General features: G+C 67.2%; 22 protein-coding genes. 8 read left to right on the top strand and 14 right to left on the bottom strand.

The features are described from left to right. Positions 1 to 5: 5 nt before the first annotated feature. The 3 genes from glcE to EJP69_RS21775 all read left to right on the top strand — a co-directional run bounded on the left by glcE (position 6) and on the right by EJP69_RS21775 (position 2921). Positions 6 to 1121 carry a glycolate oxidase subunit GlcE gene (gene glcE, locus EJP69_RS21785; protein WP_126472472.1) on the top strand — a complete coding sequence of 372 codons (1116 nt, stop codon included), beginning with the start codon at positions 6 to 8 and terminating at the stop codon, positions 1119 to 1121. Positions 1122 to 1137: 16 nt separating this feature from the next. Continuing rightward, positions 1138 to 2379 carry a glycolate oxidase subunit GlcF gene (gene glcF, locus EJP69_RS21780; protein WP_126472471.1) on the top strand — a complete coding sequence of 414 codons (1242 nt, stop codon included), beginning with the start codon at positions 1138 to 1140 and terminating at the stop codon, positions 2377 to 2379. Between the two features lie 101 nt (positions 2380 to 2480). Next, entirely contained in the window at positions 2481 to 2921 is a 441-nt protein-coding gene (locus tag EJP69_RS21775; RefSeq protein WP_126472470.1) for a carboxypeptidase regulatory-like domain-containing protein, read from the top strand. A gap of 19 nt (positions 2922 to 2940) precedes the next feature. On the opposite strand, the gene EJP69_RS21770 is transcribed toward EJP69_RS21775, so the two are convergent. The 3 genes from EJP69_RS21770 to lplT form a co-directional block, all read right to left on the bottom strand. Then, positions 2941 to 3429 carry a glutathione peroxidase gene (locus tag EJP69_RS21770; RefSeq protein WP_126472469.1) on the bottom strand — a complete coding sequence of 163 codons (489 nt, stop codon included), beginning with the start codon at positions 3427 to 3429 and terminating at the stop codon, positions 2941 to 2943. Between the two features lie 11 nt (positions 3430 to 3440). Next, on the bottom strand, positions 3441 to 4334 hold the full coding sequence (locus tag EJP69_RS21765) for a DMT family transporter (protein WP_126472468.1): 894 nt from the start codon (positions 4332 to 4334) through the stop codon (positions 3441 to 3443). 111 nt (positions 4335 to 4445) lie between these two features. Continuing rightward, positions 4446 to 5750: a lysophospholipid transporter LplT gene (gene lplT, locus EJP69_RS21760; RefSeq protein WP_093206806.1), complete on the bottom strand. Its 1305-nt coding sequence runs from the start codon at positions 5748 to 5750 to the stop codon at positions 4446 to 4448. 182 nt (positions 5751 to 5932) lie between these two features. Between lplT and alr the strand changes: the two genes are divergently transcribed. Together alr and EJP69_RS21750 are read left to right on the top strand one after the other, a co-directional pair. Continuing rightward, entirely contained in the window at positions 5933 to 7033 is a 1101-nt protein-coding gene (gene alr, locus EJP69_RS21755; RefSeq protein WP_126472467.1) for an alanine racemase, read from the top strand. Positions 7034 to 7037: 4 nt separating this feature from the next. Then, positions 7038 to 7799, top strand: coding sequence for a hypothetical protein (locus EJP69_RS21750; protein ID WP_126472466.1), 762 nt, complete (start codon positions 7038 to 7040; stop codon positions 7797 to 7799). Here the strand turns inward: EJP69_RS21750 and EJP69_RS21745 are convergent. Then, on the bottom strand, positions 7753 to 8718 hold the full coding sequence (locus EJP69_RS21745; protein ID WP_126472465.1) for a LysR family transcriptional regulator: 966 nt from the start codon (positions 8716 to 8718) through the stop codon (positions 7753 to 7755). The two genes, EJP69_RS21750 and EJP69_RS21745, sit on opposite strands and share 47 nt — an antisense overlap. A gap of 117 nt (positions 8719 to 8835) precedes the next feature. Between EJP69_RS21745 and EJP69_RS21740 the strand changes: the two genes are divergently transcribed. From EJP69_RS21740 to EJP69_RS21730, 3 genes are read left to right on the top strand one after another with little or no spacing between them, the layout of a single operon-like run. Continuing rightward, the gene (locus EJP69_RS21740; protein WP_126472464.1) at positions 8836 to 9771 is read left to right on the top strand and encodes a DMT family transporter; all 936 of its coding nucleotides are present in this window, start codon (positions 8836 to 8838) and stop codon (positions 9769 to 9771) included. Positions 9772 to 9803: 32 nt separating this feature from the next. Beyond that, on the top strand, positions 9804 to 10505 hold the full coding sequence (locus tag EJP69_RS21735; RefSeq protein WP_126472463.1) for an alpha/beta hydrolase: 702 nt from the start codon (positions 9804 to 9806) through the stop codon (positions 10503 to 10505). 36 nt (positions 10506 to 10541) lie between these two features. After that, on the top strand, positions 10542 to 11357 hold the full coding sequence (locus EJP69_RS21730; RefSeq protein WP_126472462.1) for a hypothetical protein: 816 nt from the start codon (positions 10542 to 10544) through the stop codon (positions 11355 to 11357). Positions 11358 to 11369: 12 nt separating this feature from the next. Here EJP69_RS21730 and EJP69_RS21725 read toward each other — a convergent pair whose 3' ends face one another. From EJP69_RS21725 to EJP69_RS21680, 10 genes are all read right to left on the bottom strand, one after another. Further along, positions 11370 to 12050, bottom strand: coding sequence for a phytanoyl-CoA dioxygenase family protein (locus EJP69_RS21725; RefSeq protein ID WP_126472461.1), 681 nt, complete (start codon positions 12048 to 12050; stop codon positions 11370 to 11372). 33 nt (positions 12051 to 12083) lie between these two features. Further along, on the bottom strand, positions 12084 to 13322 hold the full coding sequence (locus tag EJP69_RS21720; RefSeq protein WP_126472460.1) for a lipopolysaccharide biosynthesis protein: 1239 nt from the start codon (positions 13320 to 13322) through the stop codon (positions 12084 to 12086). 5 nt (positions 13323 to 13327) lie between these two features. Next, positions 13328 to 14641: a glycoside hydrolase 5 family protein gene (locus EJP69_RS21715; RefSeq protein ID WP_240652258.1), complete on the bottom strand. Its 1314-nt coding sequence runs from the start codon at positions 14639 to 14641 to the stop codon at positions 13328 to 13330. Then, a complete protein-coding gene (locus EJP69_RS21710) occupies positions 14638 to 15708 on the bottom strand; it encodes a glycosyltransferase (protein ID WP_093206814.1) in 1071 nt (356 codons plus the stop codon). Before EJP69_RS21710 ends, EJP69_RS21715 begins: the two co-directional genes overlap by 4 nt. A 17-nt stretch (positions 15709 to 15725) precedes the next feature. Then, positions 15726 to 16871 (bottom strand): polysaccharide pyruvyl transferase family protein, encoded by a 1146-nt coding sequence (locus EJP69_RS21705; protein ID WP_126472459.1) that lies wholly within the window; start codon positions 16869 to 16871, stop codon positions 15726 to 15728. Next, the gene (locus EJP69_RS21700) at positions 16868 to 17941 is read right to left on the bottom strand and encodes a hypothetical protein (protein ID WP_240652257.1); all 1074 of its coding nucleotides are present in this window, start codon (positions 17939 to 17941) and stop codon (positions 16868 to 16870) included. The genes EJP69_RS21705 and EJP69_RS21700 overlap by 4 nt, the downstream gene beginning before the upstream one ends. Before the next feature lie 128 nt (positions 17942 to 18069). After that, on the bottom strand, positions 18070 to 18849 hold the full coding sequence (locus EJP69_RS21695; RefSeq protein ID WP_240652256.1) for a sugar transferase: 780 nt from the start codon (positions 18847 to 18849) through the stop codon (positions 18070 to 18072). A gap of 267 nt (positions 18850 to 19116) precedes the next feature. Further along, positions 19117 to 21378, bottom strand: a complete 2262-nt coding sequence (locus EJP69_RS21690; protein ID WP_093301267.1) for a polysaccharide biosynthesis tyrosine autokinase — start codon at positions 21376 to 21378, stop codon at positions 19117 to 19119. Further along, complete coding sequence (locus EJP69_RS21685; protein ID WP_093301269.1) at positions 21375 to 21830, bottom strand: low molecular weight protein-tyrosine-phosphatase; 456 nt, start codon at positions 21828 to 21830, stop codon at positions 21375 to 21377. Before EJP69_RS21685 ends, EJP69_RS21690 begins: the two co-directional genes overlap by 4 nt. Then, on the bottom strand, positions 21827 to 23008 hold the full coding sequence (locus tag EJP69_RS21680) for a polysaccharide biosynthesis/export family protein (RefSeq protein WP_093206820.1): 1182 nt from the start codon (positions 23006 to 23008) through the stop codon (positions 21827 to 21829). Before EJP69_RS21680 ends, EJP69_RS21685 begins: the two co-directional genes overlap by 4 nt. Positions 23009 to 23203 lie beyond the last annotated feature (195 nt).

Raw genomic sequence — 23203 nt, 5'->3', positions numbered from 1 at the left:
TGGCAATGGAAAACAACAACGACAACGCACTTCACCAGGTCGTCGAGCGCATCCGCGCGGCAGCCGCGGACGCCACGCCGCTGTGCATCCGCGGCGGCGGCACCAAGGATTTCTATGGCGAGGCGCCGCAGGGCGAACTGCTCGACATGCGCCCGCTCGCCGGCATCACGAGCTATGAGCCGAGCGAGCTGGTCGTCACCGTGCGCGCGGGCACGCCGCTGGCCGAACTCGAAGCGGCGCTCGCCGAGAAGGGCCAGTGCCTGCCCTTCGAGCCGCCGTGCTTCGGCAGCGGTGGCACGGTGGGCGGCATGGTCGCTGCCGGGCTGAGCGGCCCGGCGCGCGCCAGCGTCGGCTCGGTGCGCGACTACGTGCTCGGCGCCACGCTGGTCAACGGTCGTGGCGAGGTGCTGAGCTTCGGCGGGCAGGTGATGAAGAACGTCGCGGGCTACGACGTCTCGCGCGTGCTTGCCGGTTCGCTCGGCACGCTGGGCGTGATCGCCGAAGTCAGTCTCAAGGTGCTGCCCGTGCCGCCCGCCGAGGCGACGCTCGAGTTCGCGTGCGAGCAGGGCGACGCGCTGCGGCTGCTCAACGAATGGGGCGGAAGGCCGTTGCCGCTGAACGCGAGCTGCTGGTTCGAATACGCCGGCGCGGGCGCGCTCTACCTGCGGCTGCGCGGTGCCGTGGCGGCAGTGGAAGCCGCATGCGAGCACCTGGGCGGCGAGCGCAAGGACAACGCGCGCGCCGCCGCCGACTGGCAATCGCTGCGAGACCAGCAGCTGCCGTGGTTCGCCACCGGCAATGGGCCCGACGCGCTCTGGCGCGTGTCGGTGCCGCAGACCGCGCCCGTGCTTTCCATCGATGGCTCCGCGCCGCTGATCGAATGGCACGGTGGCCAGCGCTGGTACAAGGCGCCTCCCTCGGAGGCAGCGCGCATCCGCGAGATCGCCCGCGCGGCAGGTGGCCACGCCACGCTGTTTCGTCTGCCGGGCTCGGCCCTGCAGTCCGGAGTGCCGCGCTTCGATGCGCTGAGTGCGCCCGTCGAACGCATCCAGCGCGCGCTGATGCGCGAGTTCGATCCGCACGGCCTTTTCAATCGCGGCCGCCTGCTGCCCGCCAACTGAGAACAAGAACAGAGACATGCAAACCGAGCTCGCCCCCGAATTCAAAGGCACCGACGAAGGCCGAGAGGCCGAAGCCATCCTGCGCAAGTGCGTGCACTGCGGCTTCTGCACCGCCACCTGTCCGACCTACCAGCTGCTCGGCGACGAGCTCGACGGCCCGCGCGGGCGCATCTACCTCATCAAGCAGGTGCTGGAAGGCAAGGCGCCGACGCGCAGCACGCAGCTGCACCTCGACCGCTGCCTCACCTGCCGCAACTGCGAGAGCACCTGTCCGAGCGGCGTGCAGTACGGGCATCTGGTCGACATCGGCCGCAGGATCGTCGACGAGAAGGTGCCGCGCCCCGCGATGGAATCGGCGCAGCGCTGGGTGCTGAAGGAAGGCCTGCCGTCGCCGCTCTTCGGCCCCGCGATGAAGCTCGGCCAGTCGGTGCGCGGGCTGCTGCCCGAGGCGCTGAAGGCCAAGGTTCCCGCGAAGCAGGAGGCCGGCGCATGGCCCACGGCCACGCATGCGCGCAAGGTGCTGATGCTCGCGGGCTGCGTGCAGCCGTCGATGATGCCCAACATCAACAGCGCCACCGCGCGCGTGCTCGACGCGGCCGGCATCCAGGCGGTGATCGCGCCCGAGGCCGGCTGCTGCGGCGCGGTGAAGTTCCACCTGAACGACCAGGACGGCGGCAAGGCGCAGATGCGCGCCAACATCGACGCGTGGTGGCCGTACGTGGAGCGCGACGAGGTCGAGGCCATCGTCATGAATGCATCGGGCTGCGGCGTCACCGTGCGCGAGTACGGCCACATCCTGCAGCACGACGCGGCCTACGTGCTGAAGGCCGCGCGCATCAGCGAACTCACGCGCGACCTGAGCGAGCTGCTGCCCGATCTGGTGCCTGCGCTGAAGGCCCGCGTGAAGGCGCCCGCCGGCGTGGTGGCCTACCACCCGCCGTGCACGCTGCAGCACGGCCAGAAGCTGCGCGGCGGCGTCGAGACGCACCTGCGCGCGCTGGGATTCGACATGCGCGTGGCGATGAACGAATCGCACCTGTGCTGCGGCTCGGCCGGTACCTACTCGGTGCTGCAGCCCGAGCTGGCCTATCCGCTGCGCGACCGCAAGCTGGGGCACCTGAAGCAGCTGCAGCCCACCACCATCGCCTCGGCCAACATCGGCTGCATCACGCACCTGCAAAGCGGCAGCGGCGACACGCCGGTGCGGCACTGGGTCGAGCTGCTGGACGCGGCGTTGCTGCCGAATCCCAAGGCCTGATCGCAGGCATCGTCGGACAAGGGTGAGGGGGTTGGTCCGACTCGCCCGGCGCCGGTTCGCGGCGCATCATGGCCGCACCGAATCTGCAAGGAGAAAGCGCCATGTCTCATCTTCTGCCTGCATCCTTCACCCCCGCCACGCTGCGCCGCGTGCTGCTGGCCTGCGTCTGCGCGAGCGGTGCGATGGCCGCGCAGGCCCAGGGCGCCATGCCGCCGTGGCAGGGCGCCGGCTCGGCGCGCTACGTGTGCGGCGGCATCGGCTCCGACGAGTCGACGGCGATGCGCGCGGCCATGAAGGAACATCCGCTCGCGCTGCTGTTCGCGCGCGCCGACGGCGCCTACATGGCGAACGTCGACGTGACCATCAAGGGCGGCGATGCCAACAACGCCGCGGCGCTGGCGTTCCGCGCCAGCGGCCCGGTCTGCCTGGTCGACGTGCCGAACGGGCGCTACGTGATCGACGTCGCGGCGCCCGGCGGCGCGGTGAAGAGCCAGACCGTGACGGTGGGCGGCGGGCCGAAGACGGCCGACTTCAGGTTCTGACGAGGCGGCCGCAGGCCGTTCAGGCCGCGGCCAGCGCGGCTTCGACGTCGCGCTCGAGCGAGGCCGGCGTGTCCAGCGGCGCGTAGCGCTTGAGCACCGTGCCGTCGCGCCCGACCAGGAACTTCGTGAAGTTCCACTTGATGGCCGTGCTGCCGAGCAGGCCGGGCTTTGCCTTCGTGAGCCACTGGTAGAGCGGCGCGGCGTTGCTGCCGTTCACGTCGATCTTCTCCATCATCGGAAAGCTCACGCCGTAGTTCTTCGTGCAGAAGGCGCCGATCTCCTCGTTGGTGCCCGGGTCCTGCCCGCCGAACTGGTTCGAGGGAAAGCCCAGCACCGCGAGCCCCTTGTCCGCGTACTTCTCGTGCAGCGCCTCCAGCCCCGCGAACTGCGGCGTGAAGCCGCAGTTGCTGGCGGTGTTGACGATCAGCAGCACCTTGCCCTTGAAGGTGGAGAGCTTCACCGGCTTGCCGTCGATCAGGTTCGCTTCGAAGTCGTAGACGCTGGCCATGCTGTTTTTCCTCAGGTGGGAGAAGAAGAGGCGCGATCATCGCGCCGCGTGGGCGTTCGCGCAAACGCCGCCCACACGGCGCCGAGCACGATCAGCGCGCCGCCCATGAGGATGCGCGGGTCCATCTCGGCCGCGCCCAGCGCCACCGACGACACGCTCGCGAACAGCACCTCCGACAGCATGATCACCGAGGTCGCGGAAGCCGTGAGCCGCGCCGCGCCGTACTGCAGGCACACGTTGGCGAAGACGAAGGCCGTGCCCAGCAGCGCGGCCCAGCCCAGCCAGCCCGGCGAGGCGCGCAGCGGCGAATCGAACGCGCCCAGCGCGGTGCCGCCGAGCGCCGCGACGCCGGCCACGAAGGCGCAGCCGCAGAACATCGCCAGCGCGCGCGATTCGCCCGGCGCCTGCCGCAGGTGGCGCAGCGCGATGTTGGTGACGGCGAAGCCGAAGCCCGCGGCCACGCCCAGCCAGTCGGGCAGGCTCGAGGGCACCGGCCAGTCGGTGCCGGGCGCCTTCAGCACCACCGCCACGCCGGTCAGCGCGAGCGCCACGCGCGCCAGCGCGCCGCCGGTGGGCCGCTCGCCGAGCAGCAGCCAGGCCAGCAGCACGCTCCACAGGGGCATCAGGTAGAACAGCAGCACCACGCGCACCACGTCGCCCTGCGTCACGGCCCAGTTGAAGCCCACGTTGGTGAAGCCGGCCGCCAGGCCCAGCACCGCCAGCATCGGGAAGGCCGCGAAGCCTTTCCACGCATGCCGGCGCAGCACGCCCATCGGGACGGCGATGGCCAGATAGATCAGGCAGGTGGTCCACAGCGGATGCAGCCCGTGGCCCGCGATCTGGCGGAATGGAAACCAGGACACGCCCCAGACGAAGGCGTTCAGTAGCAGGGCGAGTGCTGGCATGGTGGTGGAATTTTCGTGGGGCACCGAGGAACCGGCTTTGCCGGGCCTCCGGTGCCGCCCCCGGCGAGGGGGTTGGCGCAGCGACACGAAGTGCGCGCAGCCTGGGGGAGGTCAATGATGTTTATCGCTGCGAGCGATGGCCAGCAGGTGCTCGACTTCCTCGGGATACTTCTTGAGGTTGTTCTCGTGCCAGCGCTTGATGATCCACATGCAGCCGGCCACCACGAGGCCGAAGGCGGTGATCGCGCCGTAGGCCGAGAGGCCCAGGCCGGTGCACACGCTGTAGAAGCCGCCGAGCAGGAGGATGCAGGCCTGCTCGTTGAAGTTCTGCACCGCGATGGAACGGCCCGCGCCCATCAGGTTGTGGCCGCGGTGCTGCAGCAGCGCGTTCATCGGCACCACCAGGAAGCCGCCCAGGCCGCCCAGCAGGATCAGGAACGGAACCGCCAGCCACACGTTTCCGATGAGGTTCATGCAGATCACCATCAGGCCCATCGCGATGCCCATGGGGATCACGCGCGTGGCCATGTCCAGCCGCATGCGCATCGAGGCGACGATGGCGCCCACGGCGGTGCCGATGGTCACCACGCCCGTCAGCGCCGAGGCCTGCGTGGTGTTGTAGCCCAGCGCCAGCGAGGCCCAGGCCAGCACGATGTACTTGAGGTTGCCGCCCGCGCCCCAGAAGAGGGTGGTCGTGGCCAGCGAGATCTGGCCGAGGCGGTCGCGCCACAGGCGGGCGTTGCAGTGCCAGAAGTCGGGCAGCAGCGCGGCGATGTTGCGCGCCAGGCCCTGCTCGGGGTTGGAGCGCAGCGGACGCATCTCGACGCCGGTGTGCGGGATGCGCGTGTTGAACCAGGCCGCCAGCATGTAGACGAAGATCAGCACCGCGAGCGCGGCATCGGCAGGGGTGTCGATGCCGGTGTCGATGAGCGGGAGGTCGAAGGCCAGCAGCTTGCTGGAGACGGCATGCCCCACCAGCGTGCCGCCGAGCACGATGCCCAGCAGGATCGAAGCGATGGTCAGGCCCTCGATCCAGCCGTTGGCCTTGACCAGCTGCGACGCCGGCAGCAGCTCGGTCAGGATGCCGTACTTGGCCGGCGAGTAGGCCGCCGCGCCCAGCCCCACGATCGAATAGGACAGCAGCGGGTGCGAGCCGAACAGCATCATCACGCAGCCCACTATCTTGATGGCATTGCTGATGAACATCACCTTGCCCTTGGGCAGGGCGTCGGCGAAGGCGCCAACGAGCGGGGCGAGCACCACGTAGAAGACCGCGAAGATGGGCACCAGAGCCGCGCGCTGCCACTCGGGCGCGCCGGAACTTCGCATCAGGTCGACCGCAACAACGAAAAGCGCTTGGTCGGCCAGTGACGAAAAGAACTGGGCCGACATGATCGTGTAGAAACCGCGCTTCATCGATGGGCTGGCTGGCCAGAGGGTCTGCTGGCGGTAGTGAAAAAGTGTCGCCGCAAGGGCGAATGGGCGGTTATAGCACGGGGGTGCGACATCGAATCCTGCATCCCCACCGTGTTCGACCCCATTCCCGAAGATGCTAAAACGTGGTCTGCATTCTCCCCGAGCCCTTCCCGAAGACCCCCATGCCGCGCCCCATCCTCGCCACCGTCCACACCGAAGCCCTGCGCCACAACCTGGAGCGGGCGCGCCGTTCGGCCCTCGAAGCCCGCGTCTGGGCCGTCGTCAAGGCCAATGCCTACGGTCATGGAATAGAGCGGGTCTATGAGGGTTTGCGCGGTGCCGACGGCTTCGCGCTGCTCGACCTGGCCGAGGCCGAACGCGTGCGCGCCCTCGGCTGGCGCGGCCCGGTGCTGCTGCTGGAGGGCGTTTTCGAGGCACGCGACCTGGAGCTGTGCTCGCGCCTCGACCTCTGGCACACCGTGCACTGCGACGAGCAGATCGACATGCTCGCCGCCCACAAGACCCTGAAGCCGCAGCGCGTGTTCCTCAAGATGAACTCCGGCATGAACCGCCTGGGCTTCACGCCCGAGCGCTTCGGCTCCGCCTGGACCCGCCTCAACGCGCTCACGCAGGTCGACGAGATCTCCCTCATGACCCACTTCAGCGACGCCGACGGCGACCGCGGCATCGCCCATCAGCTCGAGGCCTTCGAACGCGCCACCCGCGACCTGCCGGGCGAGCGCTCCATCGCCAACAGCGCCGCCACGCTGCGCCACCCCGACCGCACGCGCGGCGACTGGGTGCGCCCCGGCGTCATGCTGTACGGCGTCGCGCCCGACTACCCCGAGCACGATTCGGCGCACTGGCAGCTGCAGCCCACCATGACGCTGTCGACGAAGCTGCTCTCGGTGCAGACGCTGGCCGCCGGCGACACCGTCGGCTACGGCTCCAACTTCACGGCCGAGGGCCCGCTCACCATCGGCGTGGCGGCGGTCGGCTATGCCGACGGCTATCCGCGCCACTGCGGCACCGGCACGCCGGTGCTTGTGAACGGCGTGCGCACCCGCATGGTCGGGCGCGTGAGCATGGACATGATCACCGTCGACCTCACCGGCGTGCCCGACGCGAAGTTCGGCAGCGAGGTCACGCTGTGGGGCAAATCGGAGAAGACCGGTGCCGTGCTGCCCATCGACGAGGTCGCGCGGGCAGGGGGCACCATCGGCTACGAACTCATGTGCGCGGTGGCCCCGCGCGTGCCCTTCGCCGAGCCGGAACCCGCCTGAAGCCGTGAAGGTCCTTTCCAACTGGCGCTCCGTGCGCCTGTGGGAAACACAGGTGGAGCGCGAGCTCCACCGCAAGTACAGCCTGCGCACGCACGGGATCCTGATCGGCAGCTTCACGCTGCTGCTGATGTGGGGCGTCTCCGCGCTGCAGATGCACCTGCTGCACGTGGATTCGCTGGCGGTGCGCTACTTCCTCACGCTGGGCGCGGGCTACCTCGGCTACCTGCTGGTGCTGCGCTGGTGGGCGAAGCGGCTGGTCGAGGAGCGCGGCCTCGACCTGAACGTCGACGCGCCCGACTTCGAGTTCGGCGGCGGACGCGGCGGCAGCAGCGGCGGCTCGCACGGCCACACGAGCATCGGCGAGGCCTCGGGCGATGGTGGCGGCAGCGGCCTCTCGGACATCGCCAGCGGCGCGCTCGACGTGGCCGGCGGCGCGGACGAGGGCGCGGTCGTCGTCGTTCCGGTGATCGCCATCTTCCTCATCTGCGCGGCCGTCCTGTTCGGCGCGGGCTCGCTCGTGCTGCTGTACTTCAGCTGGGACGCGCTGCTGGCCGTGGCCATCGAGATCGCGTTCTCCTACGTGTCGGCGCGCGCGGCGGTGCGCGTTGCGCGCGAGGGCTGGCTCATGGCCGCGGTGCGGCTCACCTGGAAGCCGCTGCTGGGCGCGGTGATCTGCGCGGTGGCGCTGGGCGCGCTGCTCGACCACTTCATGCCGCAGGTCAATTCCCTGCCCGAGGCCGTGCGCGTCCTGATGAAGAAGCACTGACGCCGAGCGCGCCGAGCAGGTGATCGACCAGCGCCCTGCACTTGGGCGCCATGAAGCGGTTGGGCGGGTACAGGATGTACGCGTGCCCCTGGTAGTTGCCGCGGTACTCCCAGCCGGGCAGCACGCGCACGAGGCTGCCCGCGTCCAGCGCCTCCTGCGCGACGAAGGCCGGCACCACGGCCACGCCCAGGTCCGCGAGCGCGCCTTCGAGCCGCACCTCGCTGTGGTTCGAGACGTAGCGGCCGCGCACGATGACTTCCGTCTCCTCTTTTTCTCCCTCTTCCTTCTTCCTGAACCGCCAATGGTTGTCGCGCTCGTGCTCGCCCAGTGAAAGGCAGCTGTGCGCCGCGAGGTTGCCCGGGTGCGCGATGGCGGCGTGCTGCTCCAGGTAGCGCGGCGACGCGCAGAGGATGTGCTCCACCGGCATCAGCTGCCGCGCCACCAGCCCCTCGGGCGGCTTCGTCGTCAGCCGCACCACCAGGTCGACGCCTTCGCGGATCGGATCGACGTCGCGGTCGGCCACGATCAGCTGCACGTCCACTTCGGGATAGCGCCGCAGGAACTCGAGGACGTGCGCATGCAGCACGCGCCGCGCAAAGGCCTTGGGCGCGCTGATGCGCACCAGCCCGCTGGGCCCGGCGGCGAACTGCTCGCCGATCTCCATCGCGCCCTGCGCCGCCAGCACCAGCTCGCGGCAGCGCGCGAAGGCCTCGGCGCCGGGCTCGGTCAGCCGCAGCTGGCGCGTGGTGCGCTGCAGCAGCTGCACGCCGATCTCCTTTTCGAGCCGCTTCACCTGCCGGCTTGCCGCCGACGGCGTCATGCCCAGCAGGTCGGCCGCGGCCGAGAAACTGCCCAGCTCGGCGACCCGCACGAAGGTCACCATCTCCGGCAGCACCTTGAGAAATGAATTCGTTCCCACGACGCAATAGTCCTGTTCCGGCCGACGGCTGTGCGGCCCGGGTGAAGCCCGGAACAATTTCCTGCCCGATGGATGCGTCGGGTTTTCGGAAATGTTCACGGACGGCGGAAGCGGAGTATGGATTCAAAGACGAAGAAGCCGGCGGGCGTCGGCCTTGCCGAAGTGATGCTGCTGCTGGTGGCGGCGGTGTGGGGCGGCAGCTACGCGGTGGCCAAGCAGGCGACGCAGCAGCTGCCCGTGCTGGAGTTCATCGCGCTGCGCTTCGGCCTTACCTTCGTCGTGCTGCTGCCCGCGCTGAAGCCGCTGTTCGGCGCGCAGTGGCGCCAGGGCCTCGCGGTCGGCGGCCTGCTCGGCGCGAACCTGCTGGCGATCTTCGTCTGCGAGACCTTCGGCGTGTCGCTCACCACGGCCAGCAACGCCGCCTTTCTCATCAGCCTGTGCGTCGCGCTCACGCCCTTCGTCGAATGGTGGCTGCTGGGCCAGCGGCCGGCGCGGCGCATGTTCTGGGCCGCCGGCCTGTCGGCGCTGGGCGCGGCCATGCTCTCGGCCACATCGCCCGCCGAGCTTTCGGTGGGCTGGGGCGACGGCCTGATGGTGATCGCGGCCTTCCTGCGCGCCGTGATGGTCTGCATGACGCGGCGCCTCGCCGGGCATCACGCGATGCCGGCGCTGACGCTCACGGCCGTGCAGTCGGGCGTGATGGCCCTCGGCGCGGCGGTGCTCTCGCTCATCGCCTCGCCGGCCGGCGGTGCCTGGCACATGCCGCCCGCCACGGCCTCTTTCTGGTGGGGCATGGCGTACCTCGTGCTGCTGTGCACCGTCTTCGCTTTCTTCGCGCAGAACCATGCGGCCTCGCGTTCGAGCCCGAGCCGCGTGTCGCTGCTGATGGGCAGCGAGCCGGTGTTCGGCGCGCTGATCGCGGCGTACGGCTTCGGCGAGCGCATCGGGCCGTGGGGCTGGGCAGGGGGCTTGCTGATCGTGGGCGCGGCGTGGTGGGTGACGATGCCGGCGAGGGAGGGCTCGGGCCGCGCTGTCGCGGGCGACACAGCCTGAGAGGAGCGCGTCCGCCGTGTCATGCTCGTGCGATGAACGACGACTTTTCCGTTTCCGCGGGTGCCCAGACGCTGCGCGGCACGATCACGGGCGACCCGGCGGGCGATGCGCCTCGCGTGCTGGCGCTGCACGGCGGCGGCCAGTCCTCGCGGCGCGGCATCCAGTACCTTCTTGCGGGGCTCGCGCATAGCGGCGTGGCCAGCGCGTCCTTCGACTTCTCCGGCCATGGAGAAAGCACCGGGCAGGTCGAGGGTTCCAGCCTGAGTGAACGCGTGGCGCAGGCGCTGGCCGTGGCCGGCCATGTGGCGCCGGGGCGTGCGCTGTCGCTGATAGGTACGAGCATGGGCGGCCACATCGCGTGCTCCCTGATCGAACGGCTGCAGCCGCCCGCGCTGGTGCTCTTCTGCCCGGCCGCCTACGTGGCCCAGGCGCAGGACGCGCCCTTCGGCCCGAGCTTCCAGGCCATCCTGCGCTCGACCGCCGACTATGCGAGCTCACCGGCCTTCACGGCGCTCGAAGGCTTCGAAGGCCGGCTGCTGCTGGTGTACGGAACGGCGGACGCAGTGATTCCCACGCAGGTCCTCGACCAGTACGAAAGCCGGGCCTGCAGGGCGAAGTCGGTCGAGGTCGTGCGGCTCGAGGGAGCGGGGCACAAGCTGCACGACTGGCTCCAGTCCCATCCGCGGGACCATGAGCGGGTGCTCGACGGGGTGCTGGGAACGTTGGCCTCTTAGCCGGAGAGAATCCGCGCCGGGAGGAATTACGTTCACATGATCTCGAACAAGCAAGGAAGGCGCGCCGCCTGGCGCGCATGCGGTATCGCGCTGGCGCTCGCCGGCCTCTCGGCGCACGCCGAACCCGATGCGCCGGCACCGGCGGTGCAACAACAATCCACGGAAGCCGCGGCCGATGCGCCCGCCACACCTGTCGCGGCGGTCGAGCCGGTGACGCCGCAGACCCGCGTGCGCTTCAGCCGGGGCATGTACAAGCCCGGCATCGAACAGCTTCGCGTGGTCCGCCGCGAAAACACGATGAACAACATCGCGGGGCAGGTCGCCCTGAACATCGCGCTGACGGCGATCGCGGGCCGCGTGAGCGTCGGCGCGCAGGGGTTCTCGAAGGACGATCTCGGCGGCACGACGCTCGAGGCGCTCAAGGACGATCCGGCGGGCGCCAACCCCGCCATGAGCGAGTTGGTCGACGCGCTCAGCAAGGTCGCCACCGGCATCTACCGCAAGCGCGCCGAGGCCGCGTACGCGACGGCCCTGACGGACGGCTCCACACCCGAGGAGATCGAGGAAGCGCGCAAGGTACAGGCGGTGGCCGACACGCCGCTGCTTCCGGGGTCCTGGCATCTGGTCTACGAGAACCTCACGGGCTCTGACGAGCTGTTCCGCCTGAAGTTCGGCGCCGAGCTTGGCCGCGCGGGCTTCATGCGTCCGCCTGCCACATGCTTTTATCAGTCGGAGCCGGTCGCCTGGAACGAATGGCAGGCCGACAACTGGCAGCGGCTGCGCGAGGAGCGCGCCAAGGCTGTCGCGCGCTGCACGGAGACGCTCGCGGCCACGCCCGAAAAGTTCTGGTAGGCCAGTCCCCGGCTACGCCGCGCGAAACGCCTCGGCAGCCGGCTGGCGGCTCGGCTGCCTCATCGCCAGCAGCTCGTCGTCGGCGCACAGGATTGCGAAGGCCCGGTGCTTCTCGCCGAAGCTCATGACGGGGCCGGCGTGGTGCAGCGAGCGGTGGTTGAAGGCCACGACGTCGCCCGGGTCCACCTCGTAGCCCACGATGTCGAAGGCGCCTCGGTTGGCCTCGATGTCGGGCAGCTCGGGGGCCTGCGCCTCGTCGTCCGCCGGGCCGATCCAGCCGCCTCGGCGGTATCCCGTCTTCCAGAGGTGGGAGCCGCGCACCACTTCCGGCGCCGTCTCGCGAGGCATGTGGTCCACGGGCATCCACAGGTGGACGATGCGGTGGCTGTCCGCCAGGCCGTAGGACATGTCCTGGTGCCAGGGCGTCGCGGTCGCGGCGCTCACGTCCTTGTCGAAGAGCAGCTGGTCGCAGATCCAGCGCAGCCGCCGCGTCACGGTGAGCTGCCCGGCGATCTCGCTGGCGCCCGATTCGGACACCACGCGCTGCAGCACGCCGTCGTGCCGCTGCTCGATGCCGTCGCGCGCCAGCTCTATCCACCCGGGCGAGACGATCCCGCGCAGGCACACGACGCCATCCCGCAGGAACCGGAGGCGCTCGTCGAAGCTCACGCCGCGAAGCAGTGGGTTGCTCATAAGGATCTCCTCCAGCGCCGGTCCCTAACGGGTTCAGGCGCGTTGCTCCCCGTTCTTCGCCCGCATCAGGAAGAACAGCCAGGCGATCATCAGTGCGGCCATGCAGGCAAAGCCCCACGTCATGGCGTGGACGGTCTGGATGTAGGAGACGGGCGTGCCCGCCGCGAGCATCGCGACGGCGAACACCACCGCGCCGATCACCGAGCACAGCAGCAGGGCGCCGGGCCGCGAGGCTGCCCTGAAGCCGGTGCGCAGGCACATCGTCAGGCCGAAGATCGCGGGCGCGTAGAAGAAGGGCGAGAAATCCATTCCCCTGTAGTTCGCGCCGAAGGCCAGCACGACGAGGCGAGGGCCCAGCAGGCCCAGCACCACGCCCACGGCCTCGGCGACCACGAAGCCCAGCAGCACAAAGCCGGCGAAGTCGCGGAAGGACTTCTTCCTTTGCGCCTCCTGTGCCGACTTCCAGTTGGCCGCCAGCTGCGGCAGCAGGTAGTAGCCCAGCGCCGACAGCACGTACTGCATGGGCAGCAGGAAGGTGATGTAGATCTTGAGCAGGCCGCCCTGCTCGGCATCGGCCGAGGAGCCCAGCAGCAGGATGGCGCCGCCCGTCATGATCCAGCTCATGAACTGCGAGAGGCTGGCCTTCCAGCCGTAGGCCATCGATTCGCCGACCGTCAGGCCCTGCGCGTCCCTGGCCGCCGGCAGCGGTTGAACCGTGTTCCTCACGTTGCGCAGCACGAGGAAGAGAAACGGGATCTGGAGAACGGAAACCAGCAGCAGGGCTTCCTTCCAGCTCGCCGGCCTCTCGGCGTTCAGCACGACGACATAGCCCGCCGCGATGAGCGCGCCCGAGACGCACAGCACGCCGTAGCGCCGCCCCGCGAGCAGCAGGCTGCGCGAGATCCAGAAGATCTCGTAGCCCACGATGAGGGCCGCGCCCACCCATTGCAGCTGCCCCGGAAAGGCCGCTATCTGCCAGGCCAGGTAGCCGAGCAGGGAGAACAGGACCACCAGCGCCCACGCCAGCCACGCGGTGGACCGGTCGACGTAGTAGCGCCGGATGAGCAGGGGCTCGTGCACCATCGCCATGTGCAGGATGTACTGGAAGCTGACCACCGCCAGGAAGGCTGAGGCCACGCCGAAATCGGAGGGAGAGAGCACGCGCGCGAGGGCGAAGCTCAGCAGCAGCTGGCTCGCGCTGTAGATGCACTGGTCGGCAACGGCGAAGACCGGACCACCGAGGCGCCTTGCCAGACCGGACAGACGTTTCATTCCACCTAGTCCGATATCGAAAGCAATACGGGACTTGACGTCGCCTTGACGGTGAACCCCTCGCCCGAGCGGCTGCCGCAGCTGCCTTCGCGCATCTGGGGAAAGAAGTCGACGCGCGTGCACTTGCTGCCGTTCGCGCCGGCGGGGACCGACACGGTCTTCTCGCCGCCCTGCGTCCACACCACGTTCAGCAGCGACTGGCCGCGGCGCAGCACCAGCCGGCTCGTGCCGCCGGCATCCTGGTACGACACCTTCTGCGAGTGCCGGACGATCTTGAGGAATTCGGTGAGCGCCGAGTAGGCCTCCTTCTTCTCGCCGCCCTTCGACTTGAGGCCGAAGTTGTCTTCCTTCGAGAAGTAGGAGTCGCCGCGGTCGCGCCACGAATAGAGGTTCAGCAGCTTGATGCCCGCGGCGACGTTGATGAGGTATTCCCTGAAGACCAGCGCGGCCTGCGCGCCCTGGTTGCGCACCGGCATGTACGAGGCATAGCCCCATTCAGAGGCGACGATGCCGGTCTTGTTCAGCTGGCGGCGGTCGAGCTGCACGCGCAGCTTCTCGTAGTCGGCCAGCGCCGTCTCGGGCACCGAGCGGTAGGGATGGATCGAGATGTCCGTCAGGCAGTCGCTCTTGGCGGCCGAGACGAAGGCGTCTTCCAGCTCGGGAGGCACCTTGCCGTTGCTGCCGCCGACGAAGGGCAGCTTCGCGAAGCCGAATCCGATGATGATGTTCGGCCGGATCTGCTGCTGCTCCAGCTTGCTGCAAAGCGCCGACGAGGCCGCGCCGAACTCCGGGACCAGCTCGGGCCGCAGGAAGGTCTTGAGGTCCGGCTCGTTCCAGACTTCCCAGACGGCGACGTCGGCCGAATGCGCCTTGATGAAGTCGCCCGCGAAGTCGGCGAACAGGCTTTCCTTGCTGGCATTGCCGGGGCCGCGGCGCAGGTCGCCGGGCTCGTGGCCCCAGATTTCCTTGCCGCCGAACAGCGTCACGATGGCGTCGAGCCTGGCCTTGCGCACGCGCTGGATGAGCTTCGGGTAGTCGATCAGCGTGGGGTTGACGCTCTTCAGCGGAGGCCGTACGCCGAAGCGCACGAACTCGAAACCGGACGCGCGGATCTCGCGCAGGTCGTCGTCGGTGATGGTCGCCGGGTCGATCTGCACGCTTAGCGCGACCGGGTACTCCGAGCTCAGCGTGCCGATGCCCCGTGCGGCGGCCGGCCCGGCCGCGGTGACCGCGGTGGCCGCGACGAGCAGGGCGCCGAGCCATCCGGCGAGCCTGCGGGAAAGAGGGCCGGAAGTCCTGGAGGTCATGGCGGTCTTCATGGCAGCACCGATTCCTTGTACAGATCGACGATGGCGGTGTTCATGCGCTGCGAGGTGAACTTCTCCTCGAAGATCCTTCGCCCCGTCTGCCCCATCTGCCGCAGGGCCAGTTCGGGCATGCGGTCGATCTCGCGCAGCATCTGGTCGATGTGGTCCAGCTCGAAGAGCCGGCCGCTGCGGTCGTTCTCGACGATGTCGACCAGGCCGCCCACGGCGGATGCGAACACGGGCTTGCTCCTGGCCATCGCCTCGACGGCGACGAGGCCGAAGCCTTCCCAGCGCGACGGAACGATGATGGCGTCGCAGGACTGGTAGACCGCGTCGAGCGCGTCCTTCTCGAGCCAGCCCTTGAACTCCACCCGCGCGGGCTGCGCGAGCTGGAGGTCCTTGCGCACCGAGTCGCCGACCACGATCAGCCTGAAGTCGGGCCTGACCCTGGCGTAGGCATCGAGCAGGAGGTCGATGCCCTTCTGCCGGTCGAGCCGGCCGACGAAGAGGATCGTGCGCGGCCCGGCTTCGCCGTCGCGAAGCGGCAGGCGCGCCGGCGCGGGGCTCACGGAGTCGATCCCGTTGGGAATGCAGGTGCACCGCCGGATGCCCGACTTCGACGCGATCCGCACCTCGTGGCGGCTGATGCAGATGATGGCGTCGCTGCGCGAGGACAGCAGCCGCTCGATCCAGCGGTAGGCCGATTTCTTGTAGCGCGACGCCGCCTGGTCGAAGGCCCAGCCGTGGGAGCAGTAGACGATCTTCACCTCGCTGGGGATCTGACCGAGCAGCGCCATCGAGCGCACGATGCCGCCCGCGATCGAGCTGTGCAGGTGCAGCACCGAGGGGCGCTCCGTCTCGATGATCTTCTTCACGCGCGCGGCGTAGCCCACCAGCGACAGCGGGCTGCGCGCGGTGGGCACCACGTGGGCGCTTTCGGGGTTCAGCCAGTCGACGTTGCCGGGCAGGATGAACTTCACCTGGCTGATTTCCGGCGAGTTCCGCTGGAAGTTCGAGACGATCCGGAGATAGGTCTCCAGTCCGCCCTTGAGTGTTTCCGCGACGTGCAGGACTTTCATGGAATTCACTCCTCGGCTCAGATCAATGCGTGGGTTCCGGCGATGACGGCGGACTGCAGTTCGTGCAGCCGCTCGCGGTCGTTTCGTGCCTGGAGCAGTGCCAGCACGGAGGCCTTCAGCTCGTCGTGCCGGGGCGAGAGGCCGAACAGGTGCTGGGTGCGGTTCGTGAGCTGGAAGAAGGACTCGACCTTCTTGTCCCAATTCATGCCCAGGGAGGGAATGCCCAGGCTGTAGGCGACGATGTTCGCGTGCAGCCTGTGGGCGGCGATGCAGGAGCAGGCGCTGATCAGCGTGACGAGGTCGTCGGGGCGCTTCGGAACGGCGAACGAGAAGTTCGCCGCCGTGGCGCGGGAGGAAATCTCGGCCAGGACCTTGTTGTCCTCCGACGCGCCGTTCGTGAAGTACAGCACCCGGGCGCCTTCGGCCTGCAGCGCTTCGGCCAGGCCCGAGAAGAACTCCGCCGAGCCGACGGTGCGCGTGCTTCCGTACTCGGAATTCATCACCAGGGCATCGAGGCTGCTGACGCAGATGCCCACGTCCCACTTCTTCTCGGGCGAGAGCTCTTCCGAGAAGGCGCTCGCGCAGACCAGCGCCGGGTCGGGAACCACGCTGATCCGGCTGCGCGGAATGCGGAAGAAGGCGTGCAGGTTGTTCGCCGAATCCACGTCGCGCGTGGCGTAGAAGACCGGCGCGGCGTTCTGGAGGAACTTGCCCACGAGCAGCTTTCCCCAGAAGGACCATCTGGCCGTGACCCCGACCGACACCACGGCCACCTTCTTCCCGCGCAGCAGCCTGCCCAGGAAGAAGAGCTTCGACGGAAAGTTCAGCGCCACGTCGCAGAAGAGCTGGCCGCCGCCGACGATGACCAGGTCGGCATCGGCCACCGCTGCCTGCCATTGCCTGCGCCAGTTCAGCAGGTAGTTCTTCAGGCAGTACGCGAAAACGATTGCGGAGCGCAGCACCGAGGGCAGCTTCTGGAAGACGCCGAACGCGCCGCCGCCGCGCAGGTTGGATTCGTCGAACGCGACGCGCCCGGCGATGTCGAGGAACTCGATCTTCACGCCCGGGTACTTCATGTCCGCGATGTGGGCCAGCGACGCCGCGATGACGCCGTCGCCCAGGTTGTCGCTGAACGGCACCGCGCAAATCAGGATTTTTTTCATCTTTGAATTGGCTTGTTTCCGGAAACCTTGATGGCGATCAGATAAAGCATCACGGAAGTCAGATGCCTGGTGAAACTGCCGAGGTCCGGTTCGAATATCAATTGAACGAGGATGTGCGCGACGAAAAGACTGCCGAAGAAACGGGGCTCGAATTGCTCCGGTTGCCGTCTGGACCTTCGCCGCGCCTTGTAGAGGATCAGCAGCATGGCGAAGATCATCAATTGCATGAACGCGTCGCTCGGCGTCTGGAAATAGATGACGGGCGTGATCAGCACCGTTGCCGCATAGACGTAATTCACCAGGAACCCGGGGCCGGTGGCGGGCGACGCGATATTGGTGAATGCCGTGCGGTTGTCGCTGCCGATCTGTTCCGCATAGGCATTGGAGGTGTCGCGCGGCGATTGCAGCGTCTGCAAAAGACTGGAGGGCGCGGCCAGAACCGCGCCGGCGATCACGATGGCGGCCAGCACGTGGTATTTGAGCGGGCGCCGCCAGAGGTAATGGACGATGAAGAATACGCCGACGATCAGCAAATAGTAATTGCGGACGAAAACGCCATAAATCGCATAAAGACCGAGAAAGGCCCCGATGGTGAAAAATCTGGAAGTCCGGAAATAGATCGTCGTCACGGTGATGCACATGGTCATGAGCAGCACCACCGTCTCTTTTGACGGAGCGAACATGTTCAGCATGATGCAGGGCGCGATCAGCAGCAGCCGCGAAAAGAAATCGCCGGCCCTGCGGATCTTGTGCGTCGCGAAGAAAAGAAATATCGCGCTGCTGATGCAAGTGAAGACGTCGAGGTTTTCCGATCCGATGATGCTGAACAGCGCGGCCGTGACGGCGAACGAATTGTCCATTTCGTCCGTTCCGCCGTAATTCAGGATCTCGAGGATCTTTGCCGAATCGACGCTCCATTTCTCGGGAAGCATTTCCCGGAAATACGCATAGATGATCACGTACACGAACACGATCAGCACTCCGGCAATCGAGTACTGGTTGAAGCGGCGCGTGCCTCTTCTTGTTGTTGTTCGTGGTGTCGCGGCCGGACCTGGAATGGCGTGGCTCATCCGCATGTGGATTCCAATCCGATCATTTGCAAAGCGAAAGAAGGTCTGTCCGGCCTTGCGGCGCGGACTCCGTGGAAGACGGACTCCGACCGATCCGGCCGGAGCCGATCACCCGGGACCGACGAGATTCATCGCGACCCGTGACCGGCAGCAACCACCCAGATGGTCCTGAAGAAGATGTCGACGTCCTTCCCGACGGAAAGGGTCTCGACATATCTCACGTCGAGCGCGACGCGAGCGTTGTAGGTCAGCTGGTTGCGCCCGCTGACCTGCCAGAGGCCGGTAATTCCGGGCCGCACGGCGCAGTAATGCGACCAGTTGTGGCCATAGAGCTCCTTCTGCTCGAGCATGCAGGGGCGGGGGCCGATCAGGCTCATGTCGCCCATCAGCACGTTCCAGAATTGCGGCAATTCGTCGAGGCTGGTCTTTCGGATGAATTTGCCGAACCGGGTGATGCGCGGGTCATCGTCCAGCTTCTGGTATTCGTCCCATTGGCGGCGCGCCTCGGGATTGTTCTTCAGGTGCTCTTCCAGCACCTGGGCCGAATTGGCGATCATCGAGCGGAATTTGTAGAAGCGGAATACCCGTCCGTTCTTTCCGTATCGCGGCTGGTAATAGAGCACCGGTGCGCCGGAACTGGCGAAAACGCACAGGCCGAGCAGCACGAAAAGCCAGCCGAAGGCGGCAAAGAAGAAAAGAGCGGCGCCGATATCCACCGATCTTTTCGCGACCTTCAGCAATGGCGAATGGCTGATTCCGGATTGCGAGCCGCCGCGGGCCATTTCACCGCTGGCCTCGGAGATATCCCAGCCTTGCGGTACGAGCGATTCCTCGGGACGGAGATTGCCCATGGGGTTTTTCCATCCGGATTTGAAGCGCGACAAGATTTCCCGTCGAAATGCTTTCATTTTTGACGCACCTTTCCTCATGCGGGCAAATGCCCGCAGATCCTCGGTTATGGCCCTGTATTTTTGGCCGACACTACCCGCACAAATGCCTCTTAGTGTCTGCGGTGCAGAAACTATTGCGCGGCCAAATGACTCGATGAAGGCAATACGAATGAACTAGCAGTCATTTGTAATGCCTTTTTATTCCGAATACTATTTGAGTATTTAATCGATGCGCCAGGCTGAAATCCGTCGCATGATTTTGAATTTAACTCCAATTCAGTCGGTCTAAGTGGAATCCCTGTTGGTATTGTATGTGTATTGCAACTGTTTGTAAGCGCCGTATTTGTAACCCCCGCTTCCAGCGTGGCGGCGGCTTAAATCAATAGCATTCAGAATTACGCCATTTACAGTTCTGCCCGCATGGGCGAGCCTTCTGACGGTTTCGTTCAATTCGCCCAGCTGGGTCTTTTCGGCTCGTGCCACGAGCAGCAGGGTGCTGGCGAGCGGCGCCACCGAGGCGGTGTCGGCGGCCACCAGGACCGGGGCGGTGTCGATGACCACGAGGTCGTACTGCGGCGACAGCTTTTCCAGCACGTGCACGAAGGACTCGCTGGTCAGCAGCTCCGCCGGGTTCGGCGGCAGCACCCCCGTGGTCATGATGTCCAGGTTGGGCAGCACGGCGGGGCGGATGGCCTGCTTGAAGTCCAGCGTCCCGGCGATCAGTTCCGACAGGCCGGAGGAGCGCGGGATCGAGAAGAACTGGCTGACCCGGCCCTTGCGCAGGTCGGCATCTATCAGCAGCACGCGCTTTCCGGTGGCCGCGGTGATCGCCGCGAAGTTGACCGAGATGAAGGTCTTGCCAACGCCGGGCGTCGCGCCCGAGATGAGCAGGCGGTTGTTGGTCGCCTCCAGCATCGCGAACTGCAGCGCCGTGCGCAGGCTGCGCAGGCTTTCCACCGCCGGGTCCTCCGGCTGAAGGTGTGCGAGCACGTGCTTGCCGGCAAGCTTGTTCTCGATGTTCCTGTCGATGGTGCGCTGCGCGGCGCTGAGCGGAACGCTGCTGTAGACGTTGAGGCCGGTGTGGTTCTCGATCTCGGCCGGATTGCGGATGCCGCCGAAGAAGGAGCTGCGCGCGATCGCGGCGCCGAAGCCGGCGGCCAGCCCGAGGATCGCCGCCAGCGCGATGACCAGCGGCCGCTTGGGCCACACCGGTTCTTCCGGAACGATGGCCTCGTCGAGCAGGCGAACGTTGCCCACCTTGCCCTCCTTGGCCAGCCGCATCTGCAGCGAGCTGTTGAGCAGCGACACGTACAGGTCGGTGTTCACCTTGATGTCGCGCTGCATGCGCACCGTGTTCTGCTGCAGCTCGGGCATCTTGCGGATGCGCGCGTCGACGGTGGCCAGCGCGCTCTTCCAGGCGGCGACCTGCGCGTCCAGCGTCTGCACGTTGGGATGCTCGCTCGTGAAGCGCGACGTGAGCTCGCGCCGCTTCTGCTCCGCCTCGAGCAGCTTGGACTGCAGGTCGACCGTCTGGGTCAGCGCGTTCTTCGCCTCGTCGTCGAGGCTGACGGTGCCGTTCTGGTTGCGGTAGCGGTTGTAGATGTCTTCCGACTGCTCGAGCTGCTTCTTGAACTGCGGCAGGGCTCCGTCGAGGAAGCCCAGCGTCTTCTCCGCCTCGGCCGCCTTGCGCTCCATGTTCTGGCGCACGTAGAGCCGGCCGATCTCGTTGAGCAGCTGCGTGAGCTTCTCGGCGTCGGGGTTCTTCCAGCTCACGTCGAGCACGCCCGACTGCTTGCCCTTCTCGACCACCTTGAGCGCGTCCTGCAGCGCCAGCAGCGTGAGCTGCGTCGAAGACCGCACGAGCACGAACTGCGCGCCGGGCTTGGCCTCGATGCTCGTGACCATCAGGCTCAGGTTGCCGTTGGGAACGCCCGGCACCTTCGCTTCCATCAGGGTGCCGATGCGGCCCTTCATGGGTGTGTCGATGTCCGGGTTGCTCAGCTCGTACTGGCCGTCGGTGCCGAGGGTCAGCGTGAACTTCTTGTCCTCGAAGTCGACGGGCACGTCGAACTTCGGCACGAGGATCTTCTCGGTGCCCGTCACGTAGCCCGAGAGCCCCATGAAGCCGGGGTCCGAAAGCTCGGTGGCGCGGCGCGCGAGCCAGCTGCCCACGAAGGGCGCGTAGCGCGGCCGGGCGCTGATGTAGAGCTTGGTGTTCTCCACCGCCTTGCCGAGGATGGCGCGCGAGCGAAGTATTTCGATCTCGCCCGCGGCCGGCGTCTTCACGCTCAGCAGCGAAGAGGCCGCATCGCCCAGGAAGCTCCCGGCCGAGTTGCCGGAGTCTTCGACCTGCACCGCGACGTTGCCTTCGTAGACCGGCTTGCCGAGAAAGGCGTACGCCGTGCCCAGCAGCACGGCCACGACGGCGATGGCCGCGACGAGCCAGCGGTTGTCGATCAGGATGTCCAGGTACTCGGCCAGGTTGATGCCATCACCATCCTCTTCCATGGCTTGCAGCGGCAGCGCGGCTTGCTGGGTTGCGTTCATGTCGTTTGCTGCTCGGGTTTTGTGATTTTCAGAATGCGGTCGATCCATGCGCGGGTGCCGGCATCGATCAGCGCCAGGGCGTGCTCGAACGCGGCTTCGTCTTTTCCATAGGGATCGGGCACGTCGTGCCCGTCGAATTCGGCGATGCGGAACACCTTGCCGCGCACGAAGGGGTAGGTCGACTCGAGGTGGCGGCGCTGATCGCGGTCCATCACCAGGATCAGGTCGGCCTGCCGGCACAGCAGCTGGCTCACCTGCTGCGCGACGTGGCCCGAGATGTCGAGGCCGCGCTTCTTCATGAGCGCCTGGGCCTTGGCGTCGGCGGGCTTGCCGATGAGCGCACCGGTGCCCGCGGAGAACACGCGCAGCCCCGGCAGTCCCGCCGCGAGCAGGCCCTCGGCCATGGGGCTTCGGCAGATGTTGCCGATGCAGACGGTCAGCACGGATCTCATCGGTGGTTCATGTAGACCTGGTCGCTGTTGTAGAGCGCCTGGGTCGCCGGCAGGATCAGGCTGGCCACCCGGTACCAGGTGACCAGCGGCACGGAGTCGATGTAGACCACGTCGCGCGGCTGCAGCGGAAAGCGGTCGGCCAGCGCGAGCGCGGCGGGGTTCTTCGCGTTGAGATGGAAGACGGCCGGCGTGCTCCTGGCGCCGCCGGCGTCGTTGCTGCCGCCGCCGTTGCGCACGACGTAGATCTGCCCCGTGTTCGCGGTGCCCAGGTTCGCACTGCCGGCCTCGCCCAGCGCCTCGTTGAGGCTGAGCTTGCCGTTGTGCATGGTCAGCGCGGAAGGCTTGAGCACTTCGCCCATCACGAACACCTTGCTCTCGTCGCGGTTGCGCACCTGCACCACGTCGCCGCTCTGAAGCGGGATGCGGCTGGCGCCGACGCCGATGTCCTGCAGCTTCGGCAGGTCGATGAGCGTGGTCCTGTCGCCGCGCGTGAGCGTGATGAACGAGCGGTCGCCCGCGGCCGTGATGCCGCCGGCGCGGTTGAGCGCCTCGGCCAGCGTCATCGGCACGTCGGTGAAGATCTGCAGCCCCGGCGAGTTCACCTCGCCTTCCACGAAGGCGCGGCGGCTTCTGAAGGACTGGATGCGCACCGTCACCTGCGGATCCTTGATGTACCTGGCGATCTGCTTGGCGATCAGGTCGGAGGCCTCGATCTCGGTCAGGCCCTGCATCTTCACGCGCCCGATGTACGGAAAGCTGATCTGTCCCGAGGCGTCGACGATGAAGCCGGGCGCCACGCTGATGCCGGTGGGGTCCACCTGCTGGGAGATCACGGCGCCGGCGTGGGGCAGCAACTCGGGGTGGTCGTAGACGACCACGCCCACCACGTCGCCCGGCCCGATGGTGTAGACCGGCGCTTCGCCGAACAGCGCCTTCACGTCCGGCGGAACGGCAGTGGGTCGCGCGTCGGCCATGGCCCGGATGAGGCTCGGCGAGATCGGCACCAGCCCGCCTTCGGCCGGCATGCCGTCGGCCGCGAGGGCCGGCGCGGGACTCTGGTCGGGCTCGTAGGCCACCACCGAGCCGAAGCCCGGCGCGCAGCCCTGAAGCGCCAGCGCACCGGCCAGGGCGGCGATCCACCCCGTCAGGTACAGGTAGCGGGTCAAATGGAACTCCATTGCGAACTTGGTTATTTCAAAAACTGCGATTGCACATGCAAAGCCCGAGCCTGATTTGGCATCGATTGCGCCGGTTAATTCTTTTTATTGAGGGAGGTTTATTCCGGGCAGTCGACGATTTATCGGCAGGTCGGCGAGAGCGCGAATTGTCGCTGCCTTCGCAAGGCAACTTTTTGGTGGAGTAGACGCAAGTGA

This window comes from Variovorax gossypii (assembly GCF_003965815.1).
GTDB classification, from domain to species: Bacteria; Pseudomonadota; Gammaproteobacteria; order Burkholderiales; family Burkholderiaceae_C; genus Variovorax; species Variovorax gossypii.
The sequence above is the reverse complement of the archived record's forward strand: the minus strand, read 5'-3'. Positions and strand labels throughout refer to the sequence as shown.